A 15,548-nucleotide genomic window follows, 5' to 3' on the forward strand; every position below is an offset into this window, starting at 1 on the left:
TTTCCAGGCCAGAAGCGGGGCGATTATATTGTCCAGCTCCGGCCTTCCCGCTACTGGCGATAGCTGGACAGGAAGTTGCCGAAGCGTTCGATCGCGACCGCGAGATCCCGGGCCCAGGGCAGTGTGACGATCCGCAGGTGGTCGTGGTGCGGCCAGTTGAAGCCGGTGCCCTGCACCATCAGGATCTTCTCCTGCAGCAGCAGATCCAGGATCAGCTTGGAGTCGTCGTGGATCTCGTACACATTCGGATCCAACTTCGGGAACGCGTAGAGCGCGCCCTTCGGCTTCACACACGACACGCCGGGGATCATGTTCAACCGCTCCCAGGCGACGTCGCGCTGTTCGAGCAGCCGCCCGCCGGGCAGGATCAGGTCCTCGATGCTCTGATGACCGCCGAGCGCGACCTGAATCGCGTGCTGCGCGGGCACGTTCGGACACAACCGCGAGGAGGCGAGCAGGTCGATGCCCTCCAGGAACCCGGCCGCGTGCTCCTTCGGGCCCGTGATCGCCAACCAACCCGACCGGTAGCCCGCGACCCGGTAGGCCTTGGACAGCCCGTTGAAGGTCAGGCACAGCAGATCGGGCGCCACGGTGGCCAGCGAGATGTGCTTGGCGTCGTCGTAGAGGATCTTGTCGTAGATCTCGTCGGCGAGCAGCAACAACTGATGCTTGCGAGCCAGGTCGGCGATCTGCTGGAGCACTTCGGCGGAGTACACCGCGCCGGTGGGGTTGTTCGGGTTGATCACCAGCAGCGCTTTGGTCTTGTCGGTGATCTTCGATTCGATGTCGGCGATATCGGGCTGCCAGCCGTTGGCCTCGTCACACAGGTAGTGCACCGGCGTGCCGCCCGCCAAGCTGGTCATGGCGGTCCACAGCGGGTAGTCCGGCGCCGGGATCAGCACCTCGTCGCCGTTGTCCAGCAGGGCCTGCATGGTGATGGTGATCAGCTCGGAGACGCCGTTGCCGAGGTAGACGCCGTCCACGTCCAGCTCGGGGAAGCCGGGCACGAGTTCGTAGCGGGTCACGATCGCGCGCCGCGCGGAGAGGATGCCTTTGGATTCGGAGTAGCCCTGGGCGTACGGCAGCGCCGCGATGATGTCGCGCATGATCACGTCGGGCGCCTCGAACCCGAACGGGGCGGGGTTGCCGATATTGAGTTTGAGGATGCGGTGGCCCTCGGCCTCCAGCCGTGCCGCGTGCGCGTGTACCGGTCCACGGATCTCGTAGACGACGTTCTGCAGCTTCGTGGACTGCTCCAGAACACGCGGGGGATGGTGCGGATGCTGAGGACTCACCCGTCCCATGGTGCCATCCGTCGCAACTGGATAAACCGCCTGTCCGAGCTCTCCACGGGCCGCCGCGCCCGCGACGGCGGCCGCGGCCCCGCCGGGTGTGACGCGTCACTCAATGGGCCGTGCCGGGCGGGATCCCTTTGGCCGCCGTCGAGCCGCAGAATTCCTCGATCCGCTCGTCCAGCCTGCGCGCCTCGACCGAGTCGCGGAAAGCCGGAGCCGCGATCCGCCTGCGCACACCGGTCAACCGCTCCTCTAGCTGCGCGATGCGCTTGGCCTCGTCGAGGCCGAGCACCGGCTGCAGCGCCTCGGCCGCGCCGTCCAGGCTGCCGTTGATCAGGTGGGCAGCCGCGCAGTCGACCCTGGCAAGCGCCTCCGCACCGTAGGAACGCTGTTCGGACGGGCCGTTCGAATAGAGTTCGATGGCCCGCTGGGTGGCGCCGAGCGCGGGCTCCGCCTGCCCGAGGTGGATGTAGGTGGCGCCCGCGTAGTAGTTGGCCTTGGCCTCGTTGAACCCGAAGACGCCGCCCACCTCGTCGTGCAGCGTGTCGGTCGCGGCGATCTCGCGCGCGTCGTCGGCCGCCCGCACGCAGCGATCGGTGTCGGCGGCGCTGCCCAGGGCCGACCAGATGCGCGCCTCGATATTGAGCAGTCGCACCTGCGCGGTCGCGGACTCCGCGAACTCCTGCCCGCTCTGGGCGAGCTGGACCGCCCGGCGCGGCCGCTGCGACCAGTACTCGATCAGCGCGTGCATGCCGCGGGTCCAGGCCCGAAGCCCGTTGTGCCCGCACAACTCCGCGTAGGCCCATGCGGCCCGGACCTGCTCGCCCGCCGCGTCGTAGTAGCCGAGATCGGTGCTGGCGTTGGCGAGCAGGCCCGAGAGGGTGCCCGCCAAAAGATACAGATGACCGGTATCGGCGGGCCGCTGATGGCCTTCCAGCAACCGATACACCCGGCGCCGCACCCGCACCATTTCCACCATCATCGGCACCGGCGGAATGCGCACGTAGTCGTTCGCGATGCGCACGACATCCGCGTCGAGCTGGTCCAAAGTGCTCGCACCGACATTGGTGCTCTCGGCCTTGCCGGCGTGCTCGCTGGCCTCGTGGGCAGCCGCCATGATCAGATCCCTCTCCGAAATCGCTGCCAACGCAGCACCTCTCATCGCACCGGCGTCTATGAGAGCCAAAAGGTCCGCGTCGCTCGAATAATGAACGCGCGCCGAGGCGTCGGCACGCGCATCGAATCCCGGCGGGACGGTTCGATCGATCGCGGGCTTATCGATCAATGCCGCGAATCGCGCCCGCACCACATCGTCGGACCTGGCCAGTGAGGTATCCAGAGCGGCTTGGTTGATCGGTCGTGGATGAACCCGGACGCCCCCGGCTTCCCACTTCGACACCAAGCGTTCGTGCACACCCAAATGGGCCGCGAATTCCCTGATGCTCATCCGCTTGGCATCGCGAAGGGCACGGGCCTCTTTGCCTGACCAATGCGTGACCACGGTGTCATCCCTTCCGAACGAACTCCTTCCAGAGTACGAGCGGTTTGTGAGCGCGGCCACAGGTGAAATACGGCCCCTATCAAAGGCAGCGGAAGGGCAGCGCAAGGCGGGTGAGCGGGCGATGCCGAATCGCGCGGCGGGCCGGGACCATTGAGTCGGAAGGCAAGGAGTTCGCCGTGAATGTCGAGAAACTCAGGACCGTGGACGATTGGGTGGCGTTCTATCGGCACGAGTTCGGACTGCCGGTCACCGAGCGGGGCGGTTTCGCCATGCTGCCGATCACCGGACGCGTTTGCGTCGTCCACCTGCCGACCGCGCGTGCCGAGAAGGTGCGCGCCGCACTGGAACAGCAGGGAACGAGGGGTCCCATGTTGGCCAGGCAGATCCGATGGAGTTTCCTCGCCGAGCCCGACAGCCGACCGGGACCGCAGGTGCTCGAGGTGCTCAATCGGCTGGATATCGGCCTGCCCGCCGTCGGCAGCGCCGTGATGTTGCCGACCGGCCTCGGCCGCTGGACCCGGGAAGGGTGCTTCTGGGTCAGCCCGCCGAGCCGCGGTGACACGCTCCCACCGCTGTCCGTCATCCTCACAACGGCGCTCGCGGTGGGAGCGGGCGGCGGGGACTGATCACCTCCGCGGTCGGTTCCCCGCCGCCGTCCGCCGGGTCCGCTTCTCCCCCACAGTCGACGAAGCGGACTCGGCCCCGGTCAGCGGGCTTCGGCGGCGTCGATCGCGGCGGCCGGAATCGGAAAGTTCAGATAGGACCGCGACGGAGTCGGTCCGCGCTGGCCCTGGTACTTCGAGCCCGCCACGGCACTGCCGTACGGGTGCTCGGCCGGGCTGGTCAGCCTGAGCAGGCACAGCTGACCGATCTTCATGCCGGGCCACAGCGTGATCGGCAGATTCGCCACGTTGGACAGCTCCAGCGTGATGTGCCCGCTGAACCCGGGATCGATGAAGCCGGCGGTCGAGTGGGTCAGCAGACCCAATCGGCCCAGACTGGACTTACCCTCCAAGCGTCCGGCCAGATCATCCGGCAGCGTGCACACCTCGAGGGTGGAGCCGAGCACGAATTCGCCAGGATGCAGCACGAACGGCTCGCCCTCGCCTGGCTCGACCAGGCTGGTGAGTTCGTCCTGCCGCTGCGCCGGATCGATGTGGGTGTAGCGGGTGTTGTTGAACACCCGGAACATCCGGTCCAGGCGCACGTCGATGCTCGACGGCTGGATCAGGTTCTCCAGCAGCGGCTCGACGCCGAGACGCCCAGCGGCGATCTCCGCGCGGATGTCACGATCGGAAAGCAGCACGCGACGAGCGTAGCGCCTGCTCGCCGGGGCTCCTCAGCCGCACAGTGATATGGAGAGAACGATATCCTCGCATTCATTCGGGCGGTGCCGCCCGCGATCGAAGGGATGAACCATGTCCGAGGGCTCGCTGTTCGACCTGACCGGCCACGTGGCCGTCGTCACCGGAGGCAACTCCGGCATCGGTCTCGGATTCGCCCGGGGTCTCGCGCGGGCCGGGGCCGATGTCTGCGTCGTCGGCCGCAACGCCGAACGCAACGAGGCTGCCGCCGCCGAATTGCGCACGTTCGGCGGGCGCGTGCTCGCGCTGAGCTGCGATGTAGGCGAGGAGCAGCAGGTGATCGACACCATCGGCCACGCGGCCGCCGAACTCGGCCGCATCGACTCCTGCTTCGTGAACGCCGGTGTGAGCCAGGGGTTCATTCCGTTCGTGGATACCGATCTCGCGGAATTCCGCCGGGTCACCTCTCTCAATCTCGACGCCGCGTTCGTGACGCTGCGTGAAGCGGCGAAGGCGATGCTCGCCCAGGGCGAAGGCGGCAGTCTGGTCGCCACCGCCAGCCTCGCCGCCCACCAGGGCGTTCCGCGCGGGCAGTCCTACGCGGCCAGCAAGGCGGGGTTGATCGCCATGGTCAACTCGATCGCGGTGGAGCTGGCCAAGCACGGCATCCGTGCGAACTCCGTGCTGCCCGGCTGGGTCGAGACGCCGATGACCGAAGGGGCCTTCGCCTGGGACCGTTTCCGCGAACGCGTCCACCCGCGGATCCCGGTCCGCCGCTGGGGCCTGCCGAGCGATTTCGAATCCGTCGCCGTCTACCTCGCCAGCCCCACCAGCGCGTACCACACCGGCGACACTCTGCTGATCGACGGCGGCTACAGCAAGTTCTGAGTCGGCGGCCGTTCACCACCCTGCCAGCGGTGTCCGAGACGACGTTTGTGACGTCGTCCCAGCTGGGAACCGCCTGAGCTACCTTCCAGCGCCGGAAATGGCACCGTGGAATGGTGACCTCCCCTCGCATTCGCAACACCATCTGGGTGCTCACCGGGTTGCTGGTGGTGTGCGCCGCGTCCCTCACGGCAGGTGTGGTCGGCAATCGCGGCCCCGGCGGGTTCGATCGCGGCATCACCGACTGGGCCGTCGCGCACCGCAACGGCACGCTGACCCCGATAGCGGTGGCGATCAGCCTGCTGGGCGGCACGCTCGCCATGACCGCCCTGGCCACCGCCACCTGCCTGGTCCTGTCCTGGCGGCGGCGCTGGACGGCGGCAGCGCTCGTCGCGATCACCGGGCTCGGCGGCGGGCTGCTCGTACGCGGCGGCAAGCGACTCACCGACCGGGACCGCCCACCCGTCGAGGAACACTTGATCAGCGTGTCCAACCAGGCGTATCCGTCCGGGCACAGCATGGGCTCGTTCGTCGTGGTCGGCATCGTCCTTGCGGTCGCGCTCCCCGCCATACACGGTTCCACCCTGCGCGTCTGCGCCGCGATCGCCGCCGTCCTCTTCGTCACCGCGGTCGGCCTGTCCCGGATCTACCTCGGCGTCCACTGGGCCACCGACGTCCTCGGCGGCTGGTGCTTCGGGGCGCTTTGGCTCATCCTCTGCCTGAGCTTGTACCGGTACTTGATACGCGCCGACCGGGGTACATCGGCCAATCGACGGGAACTCGACACCAGACGGCCGGACGAGGCGAGTGCTTCCTCGAACTACCGGCGGGCATAGCGAACAGTGCGATAAGGCCGACGACCAATGCCCTGACTTCTGCCACCGGTACAAGCTGCGCTTTTCCCACCCTGAGCGCGGCTTCTGCTACAGTCTCGATTGGCACTTTTGCCTCTGCCGATGTAGTTCAATGGTAGAACTTCTGCTTCCCAAGCAGACAGCGCGGGTTCGATTCCCGTCATCGGCTCCACCGAAGGCCCTGGATCGGCACCCCGCCGATCCAGGGCCTTTCTGCTACCCGACCAACCGCCCCGCAGCGGTCGTCATCGAGTGGCACACGGTTGAGGCGAATCGCGAGTAGCCCCTCCGTCATGTGCCACTCAACGAAGTGCCGGGCGGTTACCGCCGCTGGGGGTGGTGTGGGTTACAGGCAGGCGCCGCTGGACAGGGCGTGCACGAGGCAGGCCAGAGACTGGGCGTCGCCCGAGCCCGAGGAGACGCCGACAGGAGTCGCCTGAGTGCCGACGGGAGCCGGTTGCGGGATCGACATGGGCTTCAAAGGTAATCCGTTGGATGTAACCGTGGCGTTCGCCCAACCTGCACCTGCCAGCACGCCCGCAGCTGCCACCCCACTGGCAGCGACACCGAACGATCGAGCATGAGCCTCGAGACCGGACATGGGATGCTCCCTCCACCGAGCAATGGCACTCCAGCCATTGCGCCGAGGGCGACGATATCGGCACGAATTTACAAACCGCCTCAGGCCGACATCAGATGGGGAAAACCCGCGAACGACGAGAGTCCGCCGTCAGCAACACTTTTCACGTATACGCCCGGCTCCCCGTCGAGGTGGGGGACTGCCGGAACTCCGGCTCTCGATCACCTTCGGTGGTGGTTGAGGATGGGGTGGCGGCGCGATGCCTCGAGACACTAGAAGGCGTATCGGAGTATTCGGTTGGCTTGCCGAGACAGTCCTGAGCTGAGGGCTATGGCGCGGGTTACCGCGCGTAACGGTTGCGGGAAGAGGTCGACTTCGCCGGCGCGGGTGAGAAGTTGTTCTTCGATCAGTGTCAGGCGGGCGCCCCAGGTTTCGGGTTCGTGGGCGTCGTCGAATCCTTGGGCGGCGCTGATGCCGAGGGCTTTGATCGACGGGTGGTATTTCATGGCCCAGGCGGCGAAACGGGTGTAGCCGTTGAGGGCGAGTTCACCGGTCGGGAAGTGTGTGGTCGCCTCGCGGATCAGGGTGTGGAACGTGTCGCCGGGCAGGAAAGGCAGCAGGCCCTCGGCGACGATCATGGCTGGTCGATCGGCGGGCAGCTGCCGAGTCCAGCCCGGCTGGGTGAGATCGACGCCCAGCGGATGGGGGCTGTGCGGAAGCAACTGTCGGCGCAGTTCGATGACTTCGGGGTAATCGATGTCGTACCAGTCGACATCGGCGGGTGGATCGCATCGGAGCATGCGGGTGTCCAGGCCGCAGCCGAGATCGAGTACCACCGCATTTCGGTGCATGGCGATGAACGCGCGTACCGCGTCGTCGAGTTTTTTCGCGCGTAGCGCCGTTCCGCAGATGAGGCTGGGTTTCAGCTCGAGTTCGGTGAAGTCGTAGTCGATTCGGTCGGCCAGTTCCGCCTGGTGAGTGTCGCCCAGGATCGGGGTGCGCGTGGTCGCGTCCAGTGCTCGGGCTTGCAGGGTGAGGAGCAGGGTTTCCTGAATCGGGTCGAGGTCGGGTCGGATTCGGAGCACGATCGGTCCTTCAGGTGGTGGTGTCCGTGGGTCGGGCGGCGATGTCGCGCAGCCAGGTCAATGCCTGCTGAGCGGCCCGGATGCGTTCGGTGAGAGCGGGATCGGTGCCGCCGACCAAGGAGAGTCCGTCCTCGGCGATGTCGCCGAAGGCGCCGAGGCCGGCGATTTTGCGATGGATGACCTTCTCCCAGGCGTCGTCCTCGATGCGGTAGTAGGCGGTGCGGTCACCAGGGATCCGCACCTTGCGGACGAGGCCGATGGTGGTCAGCAGGCGCATGTTGGAGGTCAGCGAAGCGCGGCTGGCGTGGATCGCCTCGGCGATCCGGCCTGCGGATTGCTCCGGCGGATCGCAGATCATCAGTAGGCCGAGGATTCGTCCGGTGATGGGGGGCAGTCCCCATTCCTCGACGCAGAAGGTAGCGACTCGCTCCACCCACTCCAGCGTGGCGTGCTGTCGATCCGGTTCCGGCATGCTGTGACCTCCTGCGCTGTACTCGGCTCGATTACTGTGGCATAGCGGTCACCGACTCCCGGGTCGGCTCCGGGGTGGGAGCGACGAGGCGGGTACGGCGCAGGTGCCGGTCGAACCACTCGACGCCCAGAGCCATGGCCTCCTCGAGCCCGGGACCGGTGTAGAGACCGAGCACGTCGTAAGGCAGCACCTCGAGTCGTTTCGGCTCGCCTGCCTTGGCGAAGGCGCTCTGCGCCTCCTCGAGCATGTGGTACGGGTCCCAGCCGCCGTTGGCGATCATCAGCAGCGGGGTCGGCGCCAGGCGATGAATGAGGTCCTCCGGCGCGAAAGTCAGGAGATGTTCCGCGGAGTCGAGGGTCTTCTCGTTCCGGTAGTTCGGGAACATCTCGGCGGCGAGATCCGGCGTGCTCTCGACGTTTTCCCCCTGCAGCGTCAGGTGCGGCACCCGAGCGCTGTCGTGACCGGTATACCGGCGCTGCCAGTCCTCGTCCAACCGGTCCCGCAGCGCGCCGACGCCCTCCCTGCCGAGCAACCGCTCCAGATACCGCCATCCGTTCCACACGCTCGGGCTCTGCACCACAACACATTTCACGCGCCGGTCCAATACCGCGGCCTGCGTCGCCACCGAGCCCCCGATGCTGACTCCCCAGACTCCGATCCGATCCGGGTCCACCTCCGGGCGGGTTTGCAGGTACGACACCGCGCTACGGAAATCTTCTGCCTGTCGCTGTGGGTAGTCCTGGCCGCGAGGTTGCCCCGCGCTGGCTCCGACCGTGCGATAGTCGATCGCCAAAACCGCGAACCCCGCCCGCACGAAATACGGTGCGAACACTCGCAACGCCTCTTTCACCATCACCCCGGAGTGCCCCAGCACCAGACCGGGGACCGGGCCGTCCGCCGCGGGCAAATACAGATCCCCAGCACACTCGGTGCCAAGGCTGTTGAACGTCACTTGCTCGATATGGAGATCCATCAAAACTCCCGTCGTTGCTAGTCATTTCAGTCTTCACTGAAACGACTAGCAATGTCAACATAGTCCCCGAAACCCGTTGCCGATGCGACCAATACGCCGTGGACTCGGTCCCGGATGACGGGGGTAGCCACTCCGTGATCTGCCACTCAACGAGGTGCCAGGCGGTAGAGGGAAGTGGTTTCGCGGGTGCGGGCGTGGTGGAGTGGAGAGGTGGGGTTGTGGGCTCGGTGGTGGGTGGGGCGGGTCGTCAGTTGAGCGGTGATGTGGAGGCCTGCGGTTGTGATGCGGTCGAGGACTTCGTCGTGGGGGCGCAGGCCCAAGTGTTCGGGGAGGTCGGAGAGGATCAGCCAGCCTTCGCCGCCAGGGCGCAAGTGAGCGCGGAGGCCGGAGAGGAAGGTATACAGCATGGACGAGTTCTCGTCGTATACGCCGCTTTCCATGGTCGAGGTAGGTGTGCCGGGGAGCCAGGGGGGATTGCACACCACCAGGTCGGCCTTGCCGTCCGGGAAGAGAGTCGGGCCTTGCACGGCGACGGATGACAGGCCCAGTCGGTCGAGGTTGGCGCGGGCACAGGTCAGCGCACGGGAACTCTTGTCGGTGGCTGTGATTCGAGTGCAACCGCGGCGGGCCAGAACGGCGGCGAGCACGCCGGTGCCCGTGCCGAGATCGAAGGCTGTCTCGGTCCGCGCGGGTAGCGGCGCGGTTGCTACCAGATCGATGTACTCGCCCCGGACCGGGGAGAACACACCGTAGTGCGGATGAATGCGGTCGCCGAGCGCGGGCACGTACACACCCTTCTCCCGCCACTGCGCCGCCCCCAGCACGCCGAGCAACTCGGTGAGCGCGACCACCGTATGCCCCCGCGCCGCGCCGTACGCTTCGGTGCAGGCGCGCCGCACATCGGGAGCGCGACGCAACGCCAGCGAATAGTCGTCTTCCAGCAGCACGAGCAACTTGCCGAGCACTTCCGCGCGCCGCCGACGAGACGCGCGATACCGGCGGAACGCCTCGGCCGGATCGTCGCCCAGCGAAACCTTCCGCTCGACCCGCCGACCCATCGCCCGCAGCAGTTGCCGCGCGTTGTGGAAATCACCGCGCCACAGCAGGCCGGTCCCCGCTCGCGCCATTCGGCAAGCCGCGTGGGCAGTCGTCCAGTCGTTCACCACCACGAGGGAATCGGGTGGTGGCGCGCCATTCTCGGAATGCCAACGGGCGCTCGGGCAGGTGTTGTCCTCGGTCCAGGAAACGGTGGACACCGCGTACTCCTCGTGTACGAGCGTGCAAAGGGCACGAAGAGCACCTCGACGCGGAGACGCGAAATTGCCTGTGCTGCTATCGCACAGGGGCCATCAGGTCGCCTGTTTACGCCCGCGCCGAAGTGCGCGGGAAATCACCGAGAACCATCCCGAGCGACATAGCCGGACCTTTCCGTAGGAGACGCCTGAGTCTCCCACAGCGCCGCCGGTACAGCCCAACCCTGGGCCGTGCGGTCGTCCGGTCGCTGCGACCGGCAACTTGCGTCACGCAGTTTGGTGTCAGGTCTTGCAAGGACGCCGTCGCGTCCCCTGCACGACCGGACGAACCCCGCCGCGTTCTGGCGAGTGAACTAGAACCCTCAGGCCGCCCCGTTCGCCGATTCCGCGTGCAGTCGGCGGAACTTGCTGCCGTGGAAAACGAGCGGGTCCACGTCGGTGCGGGTGGCGATGCGGTGGATGCGGAGGATGACCACCGCGTGGTCGCCTGCCGGGACGTGCGCTTCCTGGACGCCCTCGATCCAGGCGGACGCGCCATCGATGAACACGGCGTCGCCGGAACCGCGGTGCAGCTGGATATCACGGAAGCGGTCGCCGTCGCGGGTGCCCAGCGTGCGGGCGGCGGCCTGCTGGTCGGTGCCGAGCAGGCTGAGGCCGAGGTGGCTCGCGGCGGCGAGCTTGGGCCAGGTGGCCGACGAGTTCTGCACGCAGAACGAGACCAGGGGCGGATCGAGCGAGACGGGCACGAACGTGCTCACCGCCAGACCGTGCGGGGTTCCGTCGATTTCGGCGCACACGGCGACGACGCCGCTGGGGAAGTTGGCGAACGCGCGACGCAGACCGGCTCCGTCGGCGGGGAATTCGAACAGGTCATGCATGATTCGCAGCTTTCGAGCTGTGGGCCAGTGCCTGGGCGACCGAACGCCACCGACCACTGTACCGGTCGATGACGCCGTCCTCGGCGAATGTGCGATCGGACAGGTAGAGCCCGGGCAACGCGGCGGTGGCCCCGATTTCGACGAGCACGGGCTTGAGCAGCAGGTCGGGAGCGAGGGCGTGGGCTGGTCCCGCGCCGAGCATGACCGGGACGGCGAGCACGCCTTCCAGGCCGGTCCCGCCCTCGAACTGTTCGAGGAACAGCTTGAGCAGACCGGTGTAGGTCGCCTTGAAGGTGGGGCTGGCGAAGACGACGAGCTCCGAGCCCGCCACGGTGCGCACCGCCTCGGCTACGGCCGGGTCACCCCAGCTGAGCAGCGCGGGACCGAACTCGACCAGGTCGATCACGGTGGGCTCCACCTCAGGTCGCAGCCCCCTCGCGACCAGGGTGGCCGCGGTGAGCGTGCGTGAGGCGGGTTTCGGATTTCCGACGACGACAGTGACTGCCATTTCGTCTCCTTTCAGATCACACCGTGAAGCGGTGGCGCGGCGTCGTGCAGCAGGGCCCGGCCGATGTGCTGGTATTTCCAGCGCACCGGATCGTGCAGGGTGTGCGTGCGCGCGTTGCGCCAGAAGTGGTGCAGATTGAGATCCGCCGCCGCGCTGCGCGTTCCGCCGACCTCGAACAGTGCGGCGGACACGTCGTTGGCGGCGCGGTCGGCGAGTATCTTGGCGGTCGCTACGGCCAGCGACGACTGGGCGACGTTCGCGGCGCTCGGATCGATCCGGATAGCCGCGTCCAATGCCCATCCGGCCGATGAGAGCGTCGCCTCAGCGGCGGTCACCGCTACGGACAATTCGCCGAAGCGCTGGATCAACAGCGGGTCGTCCACCGCGTTCGCCACCCCCGCCTCGAACCACGGACGACTCTTCGTGCGCACGAATTCCGTTGCCGCGGTGAGGGCGCCTCGGGCGATGCCGGTGTCGATGGCGGCGTGCAGCAACTGGGCGAACGCGCCATAGCCGGTGGGTGCCCGCACCGCGCCGGAGCGGGGAATCACCTGGTCGCGATCGACGAGCACTTCGTCGAAAGACACCGTTCCACTGCCGGTGGTGCGCTGCCCTAGCCCGTTCCAGTCGTCCACGACGCGTACACCGGGAGTGTTCGCGGGCAGGTAGACGATGTACTCACCGGCCTCGAGACCGCTGCGGCCTTCCGGATCGTCCAGCCGGGTCAGCACCGCGAACAGGTCGGCGAACAGCGATCCGGTGCAGTAGTACTTCACGCCGTCCACCCGGAATCGGTCACCGGCCGGCCGCAGCGTGGTGGCGATGTCGGCGACGGTCGTACCGCCGCGCTCGGACTGCGCGTTGGCGATGCGCCCACCGTCGAGCACCCGTCGGTAGTAGCGCTCCTGCTGCTGCGTCGTACCCGCGAGCCGGAGCAGGTTCACATAAACGAAGTGGCTGTGCGGGATCTGCGCGATGTTGGGGTCGGCCGTGGCGAGAATCCGCGTCACTTCCGCGACCGCGCTCGGCGGCAGATCCGCGCCGCCGTGCGCGGCGGGCACGGTGATCGCGAGCAGACCGCTGGCCGCCAGCCGATCGACCTCCGCGTACGGCAGCGCGCGCTCCCGGTCGCGTTCGGCGGCTCCCGGCGCGAAGTCCGCCGCGAGCCGCTGTGCGACCGCGAACGCTTGTGCCGCCGACAGGATGCGATCGGCGGCGACCGCGGTCATCAGTTCACCGCCGCGACGGGCCGCTGTGCGGCTTCCAGCTCACGCACCAGCGGGAGCACCTTCGCGCCGAAGTACTCGATCTCCTCCTGGAAGTGCAGGAAGCCGCCGAGAATCAGGTCGACGCCGAGCTGCTTGTAGGCGACGATCCGCTCGGCCACCTGCTCCGGCGTGCCGATCAGCTGCGTGCGGAAACCGTCGTTGTACTGCACCAGGTCCTCGAACGTGGAATCGGCCCACATGCCCTTGCGGTCCTTGGTGGACGCGCCCGCCTGCTGCACCGCGTCGCGGAAGCCTTCCACCGCGGGCTTGTTCGCCTTCTCGACGATCTCGCGCAGGGTGTCGCGAGCTTCCCGCTCGGTATCACGGGCGATGATGAAGCCGTTGAGCCCGAATCTCACCTCGCGGTCGTGGGCGCGGGCGACGGCGCGCAGGTCGTCGAGTTGTTCGGTGACGCCGTCGAAGTCCTTGCCGTTGGAGAAGTACCAGTCGGCGTAGCGGCCGCCGTTGCGCCGGGCGGCGGTCGAGTTGCCGCCCTGGAAGAGTTCGGGATTCGGCCGCTCCGGGGTGTTCAGCGGCTTCGGCTTCAGGGTGAAGTCCCGGATGCGGTAGAAGTCGCCGCCGTAGTTCACGTTGTCCTCGGTCCAGATCTTGCGGATCACCTCGAGGAATTCGGCGCTGCGCCGGTAGCGCTCGTCGTGCTCGAGCCACGGCTCGCCGAGCGCGGTGAACTCACCGGCGAACCAGCCGGACACGACGTTGATGGCGAACCGGCCATTCGACAAGTGGTCGGCGGTGGCGCCGAACTTGGCCAGTACCGCCGGGTGCCACAGCCCGGGATGCACGGCCGCGATGACCTTCAGCCGCTCGGTCGCGCCGAGCAGCGCGAGACTGAACGAGGTCGATTCGTGCTGGTACTCCGCGCCGTAGGAGGCGGTGTAGCGCACCTGGGACAGCGCGTAATCGAAGCCGTTGTTCTCGGCGGTCTGCGCCAGCTTCTTGTTGTACTCGAAATCCCAGCTGGTGCGCTGTTCGATATCGCTGGTGACCAGTCCCCCGCTGACGTTGGGCACCCAGTAGGCGAACCGGATCTGCTCGGCGATCTGCTCCGTGGTCATAGCTGCTCCATGGTTATCGGGGGTAGCCGTCGGATCGGAGGCCGGACGCCACGCATGCGTCCGGCGCTCCTTCCACTCCAGCACCGGCCCCCGGTCGGGACGAGGTTTTGAATCTGCGCGATTCGGATCAGGCGTCGGCGAGCGCGGGCGAGTAGCTCGACCTGGCGAACTTGCCTGCGGGCGCGAACCGGCCCAGTAGTGCGGCGGCGTCCTCGCCGGTGACCCGCGTGATGAACTCGTTGACCGCTTCCGGCGAGTCGACCGGCAGGAATGGCTGCGGCCGGTGCAGCAGGCCGACCAGCGCCGAAGCGAACGCCGGGTCGACGGCCGCCGCGGCGAAGAACGCGTTGCCGACCTCGGCCAGTTCGGGATCGCTGAGGAACAGCCTGGTCACCTTGTTCGCCGCATCTGCGCGCGCGGCGAGGAACGCGGCGTACTGCCGCGCGATCCACGCCTCGTCGAACGGTCCTTCGTGCACGGCGGCCGCCGCGACCAGCCGCTGCGCCTGGATCAGGCCGCTCTGCGCGCCCTGCCCGGCGATCGGATCGTAGGCGATGGCGGTGTCACCCAGCGCGGCGACCACGTGGCCCCCCGCGGTGCGCCCGACCCCCGACCGCACGACCGGGCGCACCGCGCCCTTCAGCCACGAGTGCGGATCCTCGGGGATGGTCTTGGTGGCCAGCACCTCCGGCAGGTCCCACTCGATGTAGTCGCGGTAGAGGTCCTGCACGATCCGGTGCGCCGACTCGGCGGAGTCGGCCCCGGCGAATCGCTTCTCCCAGTCACTGCCGGGCCGCGCCCAGCCGAGGAAGGCCCAGCTCGGCCCCGCGTCCTTGTGCAGGTACGGGCCCCACCAGCCCTCGCCTTGGTCGGCGAGGATGGAGAAGCCGCTGTGCGCGCCGCCCGCCACGCTGCGATGCGCGAAAACATCTTCGTCATGGCCGATCCCGGTGACGACGACGGTGAGCAAGGACCGCTGCGGCGCGTCGTAGGGCGTGCGCTGCGCGTCGACGGGGAACAGGTCCGACAGCCCGCCGCGGCCGGTTGCGACCAGGGTGAGGTCGTTGGCGGCGGCGATACCGTCGAGCGTCTCCGGCGTCACTTGCTCGACCGCGAACCGGCCGCCGCGCTCCAGGAACGCGGTGAGCCGCTCGTCGGCCTTGAGCCGGGTGTCCACCGCGACGCCGACGTATCCGTCGAAATGGCCGTCGAATTGAATCAATTCGGGACGATCGGGGCCCGGTCCGGCGATGCGTACGCTCAAGCCGGTGTGCCGGGGCGCCCGCGCGGTGTAGCTGTCCAATCCGAGCGCGGCCTCGGCCTGCTGGGTCTCGCCGAATTCCAGCGCGGTGCCGGTGGCGGGCACGTCGTCGCGTAATGCGCGCTGATCGCGCTCACTGTAAAGGGTGACGTCGAAACCGGCGTCGAGAAGTCCTAGCGCCGCAGTGACGCCGGTCTGTCCGGCGCCGATTACCGCGGCCGAACGAGTGGAACGGGATACGGGTTGCTGCGAAGTCATGCAGGGATGATGCGATGGGCGCGCGGTGCTCGCAGAGTGTTGCGATCACCGAGAATCAATAAGCAGACAGCGAATTCGCAGCGCGTACCATTCGGGC

General features: G+C 67.6%; 16 protein-coding genes and 1 tRNA gene. 4 read left to right on the forward strand and 13 right to left on the reverse strand.

The features are described from left to right. Window positions 1–50: 50 nt before the first annotated feature. Both ACFV2O_RS00980 and ACFV2O_RS00985 read right to left on the reverse strand, forming a co-directional pair. A complete protein-coding gene (locus ACFV2O_RS00980) occupies window positions 51–1,304 on the reverse strand; it encodes a pyridoxal phosphate-dependent aminotransferase (RefSeq protein ID WP_356962893.1) in 1,254 nt (417 codons plus the stop codon). A 100-nt stretch (window positions 1,305–1,404) separates the two neighbouring features. Continuing rightward, window positions 1,405–2,412, reverse strand: coding sequence for an XRE family transcriptional regulator (locus ACFV2O_RS00985; RefSeq protein WP_379249239.1), 1,008 nt, complete (start codon window positions 2,410–2,412; stop codon window positions 1,405–1,407). Between the two features lie 560 nt (window positions 2,413–2,972). Between ACFV2O_RS00985 and ACFV2O_RS00990 the strand changes: the two genes are divergently transcribed. Further along, window positions 2,973–3,422, forward strand: a complete 450-nt coding sequence (locus ACFV2O_RS00990) for a hypothetical protein (protein WP_063016495.1) — start codon at window positions 2,973–2,975, stop codon at window positions 3,420–3,422. Between the two features lie 80 nt (window positions 3,423–3,502). Here the strand turns inward: ACFV2O_RS00990 and dcd are convergent, their stop codons facing one another. Beyond that, complete coding sequence (gene dcd / locus ACFV2O_RS00995) at window positions 3,503–4,102, reverse strand: dCTP deaminase (RefSeq protein ID WP_355071445.1); 600 nt, start codon at window positions 4,100–4,102, stop codon at window positions 3,503–3,505. Between the two features lie 112 nt (window positions 4,103–4,214). Between dcd and ACFV2O_RS01000 the strand changes: the two genes are divergently transcribed. From ACFV2O_RS01000 to ACFV2O_RS01010, 3 genes are all read left to right on the forward strand, one after another. Continuing rightward, window positions 4,215–4,988 carry an SDR family NAD(P)-dependent oxidoreductase gene (locus tag ACFV2O_RS01000; protein WP_379249241.1) on the forward strand — a complete coding sequence of 258 codons (774 nt, stop codon included), beginning with the start codon at window positions 4,215–4,217 and terminating at the stop codon, window positions 4,986–4,988. Window positions 4,989–5,101: 113 nt separating this feature from the next. After that, window positions 5,102–5,821 (forward strand): phosphatase PAP2 family protein, encoded by a 720-nt coding sequence (locus tag ACFV2O_RS01005; RefSeq protein ID WP_379249243.1) that lies wholly within the window; start codon window positions 5,102–5,104, stop codon window positions 5,819–5,821. Between the two features lie 116 nt (window positions 5,822–5,937). Next, window positions 5,938–6,011 (forward strand) — tRNA-Gly (locus ACFV2O_RS01010). Between the two features lie 174 nt (window positions 6,012–6,185). Here the strand turns inward: ACFV2O_RS01010 and ACFV2O_RS01015 are convergent. The 10 genes from ACFV2O_RS01015 to ACFV2O_RS01060 form a co-directional block, all read right to left on the reverse strand. After that, window positions 6,186–6,311, reverse strand: a complete 126-nt coding sequence (locus tag ACFV2O_RS01015; protein ID WP_379249245.1) for a hypothetical protein — start codon at window positions 6,309–6,311, stop codon at window positions 6,186–6,188. 380 nt (window positions 6,312–6,691) lie between these two features. Then, entirely contained in the window at window positions 6,692–7,504 is an 813-nt protein-coding gene (locus tag ACFV2O_RS01020; RefSeq protein ID WP_379249247.1) for a class I SAM-dependent methyltransferase, read from the reverse strand. Between the two features lie 10 nt (window positions 7,505–7,514). Then, a complete protein-coding gene (locus tag ACFV2O_RS01025) occupies window positions 7,515–7,976 on the reverse strand; it encodes a GbsR/MarR family transcriptional regulator (protein ID WP_379249249.1) in 462 nt (153 codons plus the stop codon). A gap of 31 nt (window positions 7,977–8,007) precedes the next feature. Further along, entirely contained in the window at window positions 8,008–8,949 is a 942-nt protein-coding gene (locus ACFV2O_RS01030; RefSeq protein WP_379249251.1) for an alpha/beta hydrolase, read from the reverse strand. 146 nt (window positions 8,950–9,095) lie between these two features. Continuing rightward, entirely contained in the window at window positions 9,096–10,205 is a 1,110-nt protein-coding gene (locus ACFV2O_RS01035; RefSeq protein ID WP_379249253.1) for a methyltransferase, read from the reverse strand. Between the two features lie 359 nt (window positions 10,206–10,564). Then, the gene (locus tag ACFV2O_RS01040; protein WP_379249255.1) at window positions 10,565–11,080 is read right to left on the reverse strand and encodes a flavin reductase family protein; all 516 of its coding nucleotides are present in this window, start codon (window positions 11,078–11,080) and stop codon (window positions 10,565–10,567) included. Further along, on the reverse strand, window positions 11,073–11,588 hold the full coding sequence (locus tag ACFV2O_RS01045; RefSeq protein WP_355071426.1) for an NAD(P)H-dependent oxidoreductase: 516 nt from the start codon (window positions 11,586–11,588) through the stop codon (window positions 11,073–11,075). Before ACFV2O_RS01045 ends, ACFV2O_RS01040 begins: the two co-directional genes overlap by 8 nt. Window positions 11,589–11,599: 11 nt before the next feature. Then, on the reverse strand, window positions 11,600–12,817 hold the full coding sequence (locus tag ACFV2O_RS01050; protein ID WP_379249257.1) for an SfnB family sulfur acquisition oxidoreductase: 1,218 nt from the start codon (window positions 12,815–12,817) through the stop codon (window positions 11,600–11,602). Beyond that, the gene (gene sfnG / locus ACFV2O_RS01055) at window positions 12,817–13,932 is read right to left on the reverse strand and encodes a dimethylsulfone monooxygenase SfnG (protein WP_355071422.1); all 1,116 of its coding nucleotides are present in this window, start codon (window positions 13,930–13,932) and stop codon (window positions 12,817–12,819) included. Before sfnG ends, ACFV2O_RS01050 begins: the two co-directional genes overlap by 1 nt. A gap of 127 nt (window positions 13,933–14,059) precedes the next feature. Beyond that, the gene (locus tag ACFV2O_RS01060) at window positions 14,060–15,451 is read right to left on the reverse strand and encodes a styrene monooxygenase/indole monooxygenase family protein (RefSeq protein ID WP_379249260.1); all 1,392 of its coding nucleotides are present in this window, start codon (window positions 15,449–15,451) and stop codon (window positions 14,060–14,062) included. Window positions 15,452–15,548 lie beyond the last annotated feature (97 nt).

The sequence above is a fragment of the Nocardia sp. NPDC059691 genome, from assembly GCF_042733915.1.
Lineage (GTDB): Bacteria > Actinomycetota > Actinomycetes > Mycobacteriales > Mycobacteriaceae > Nocardia > Nocardia sichangensis.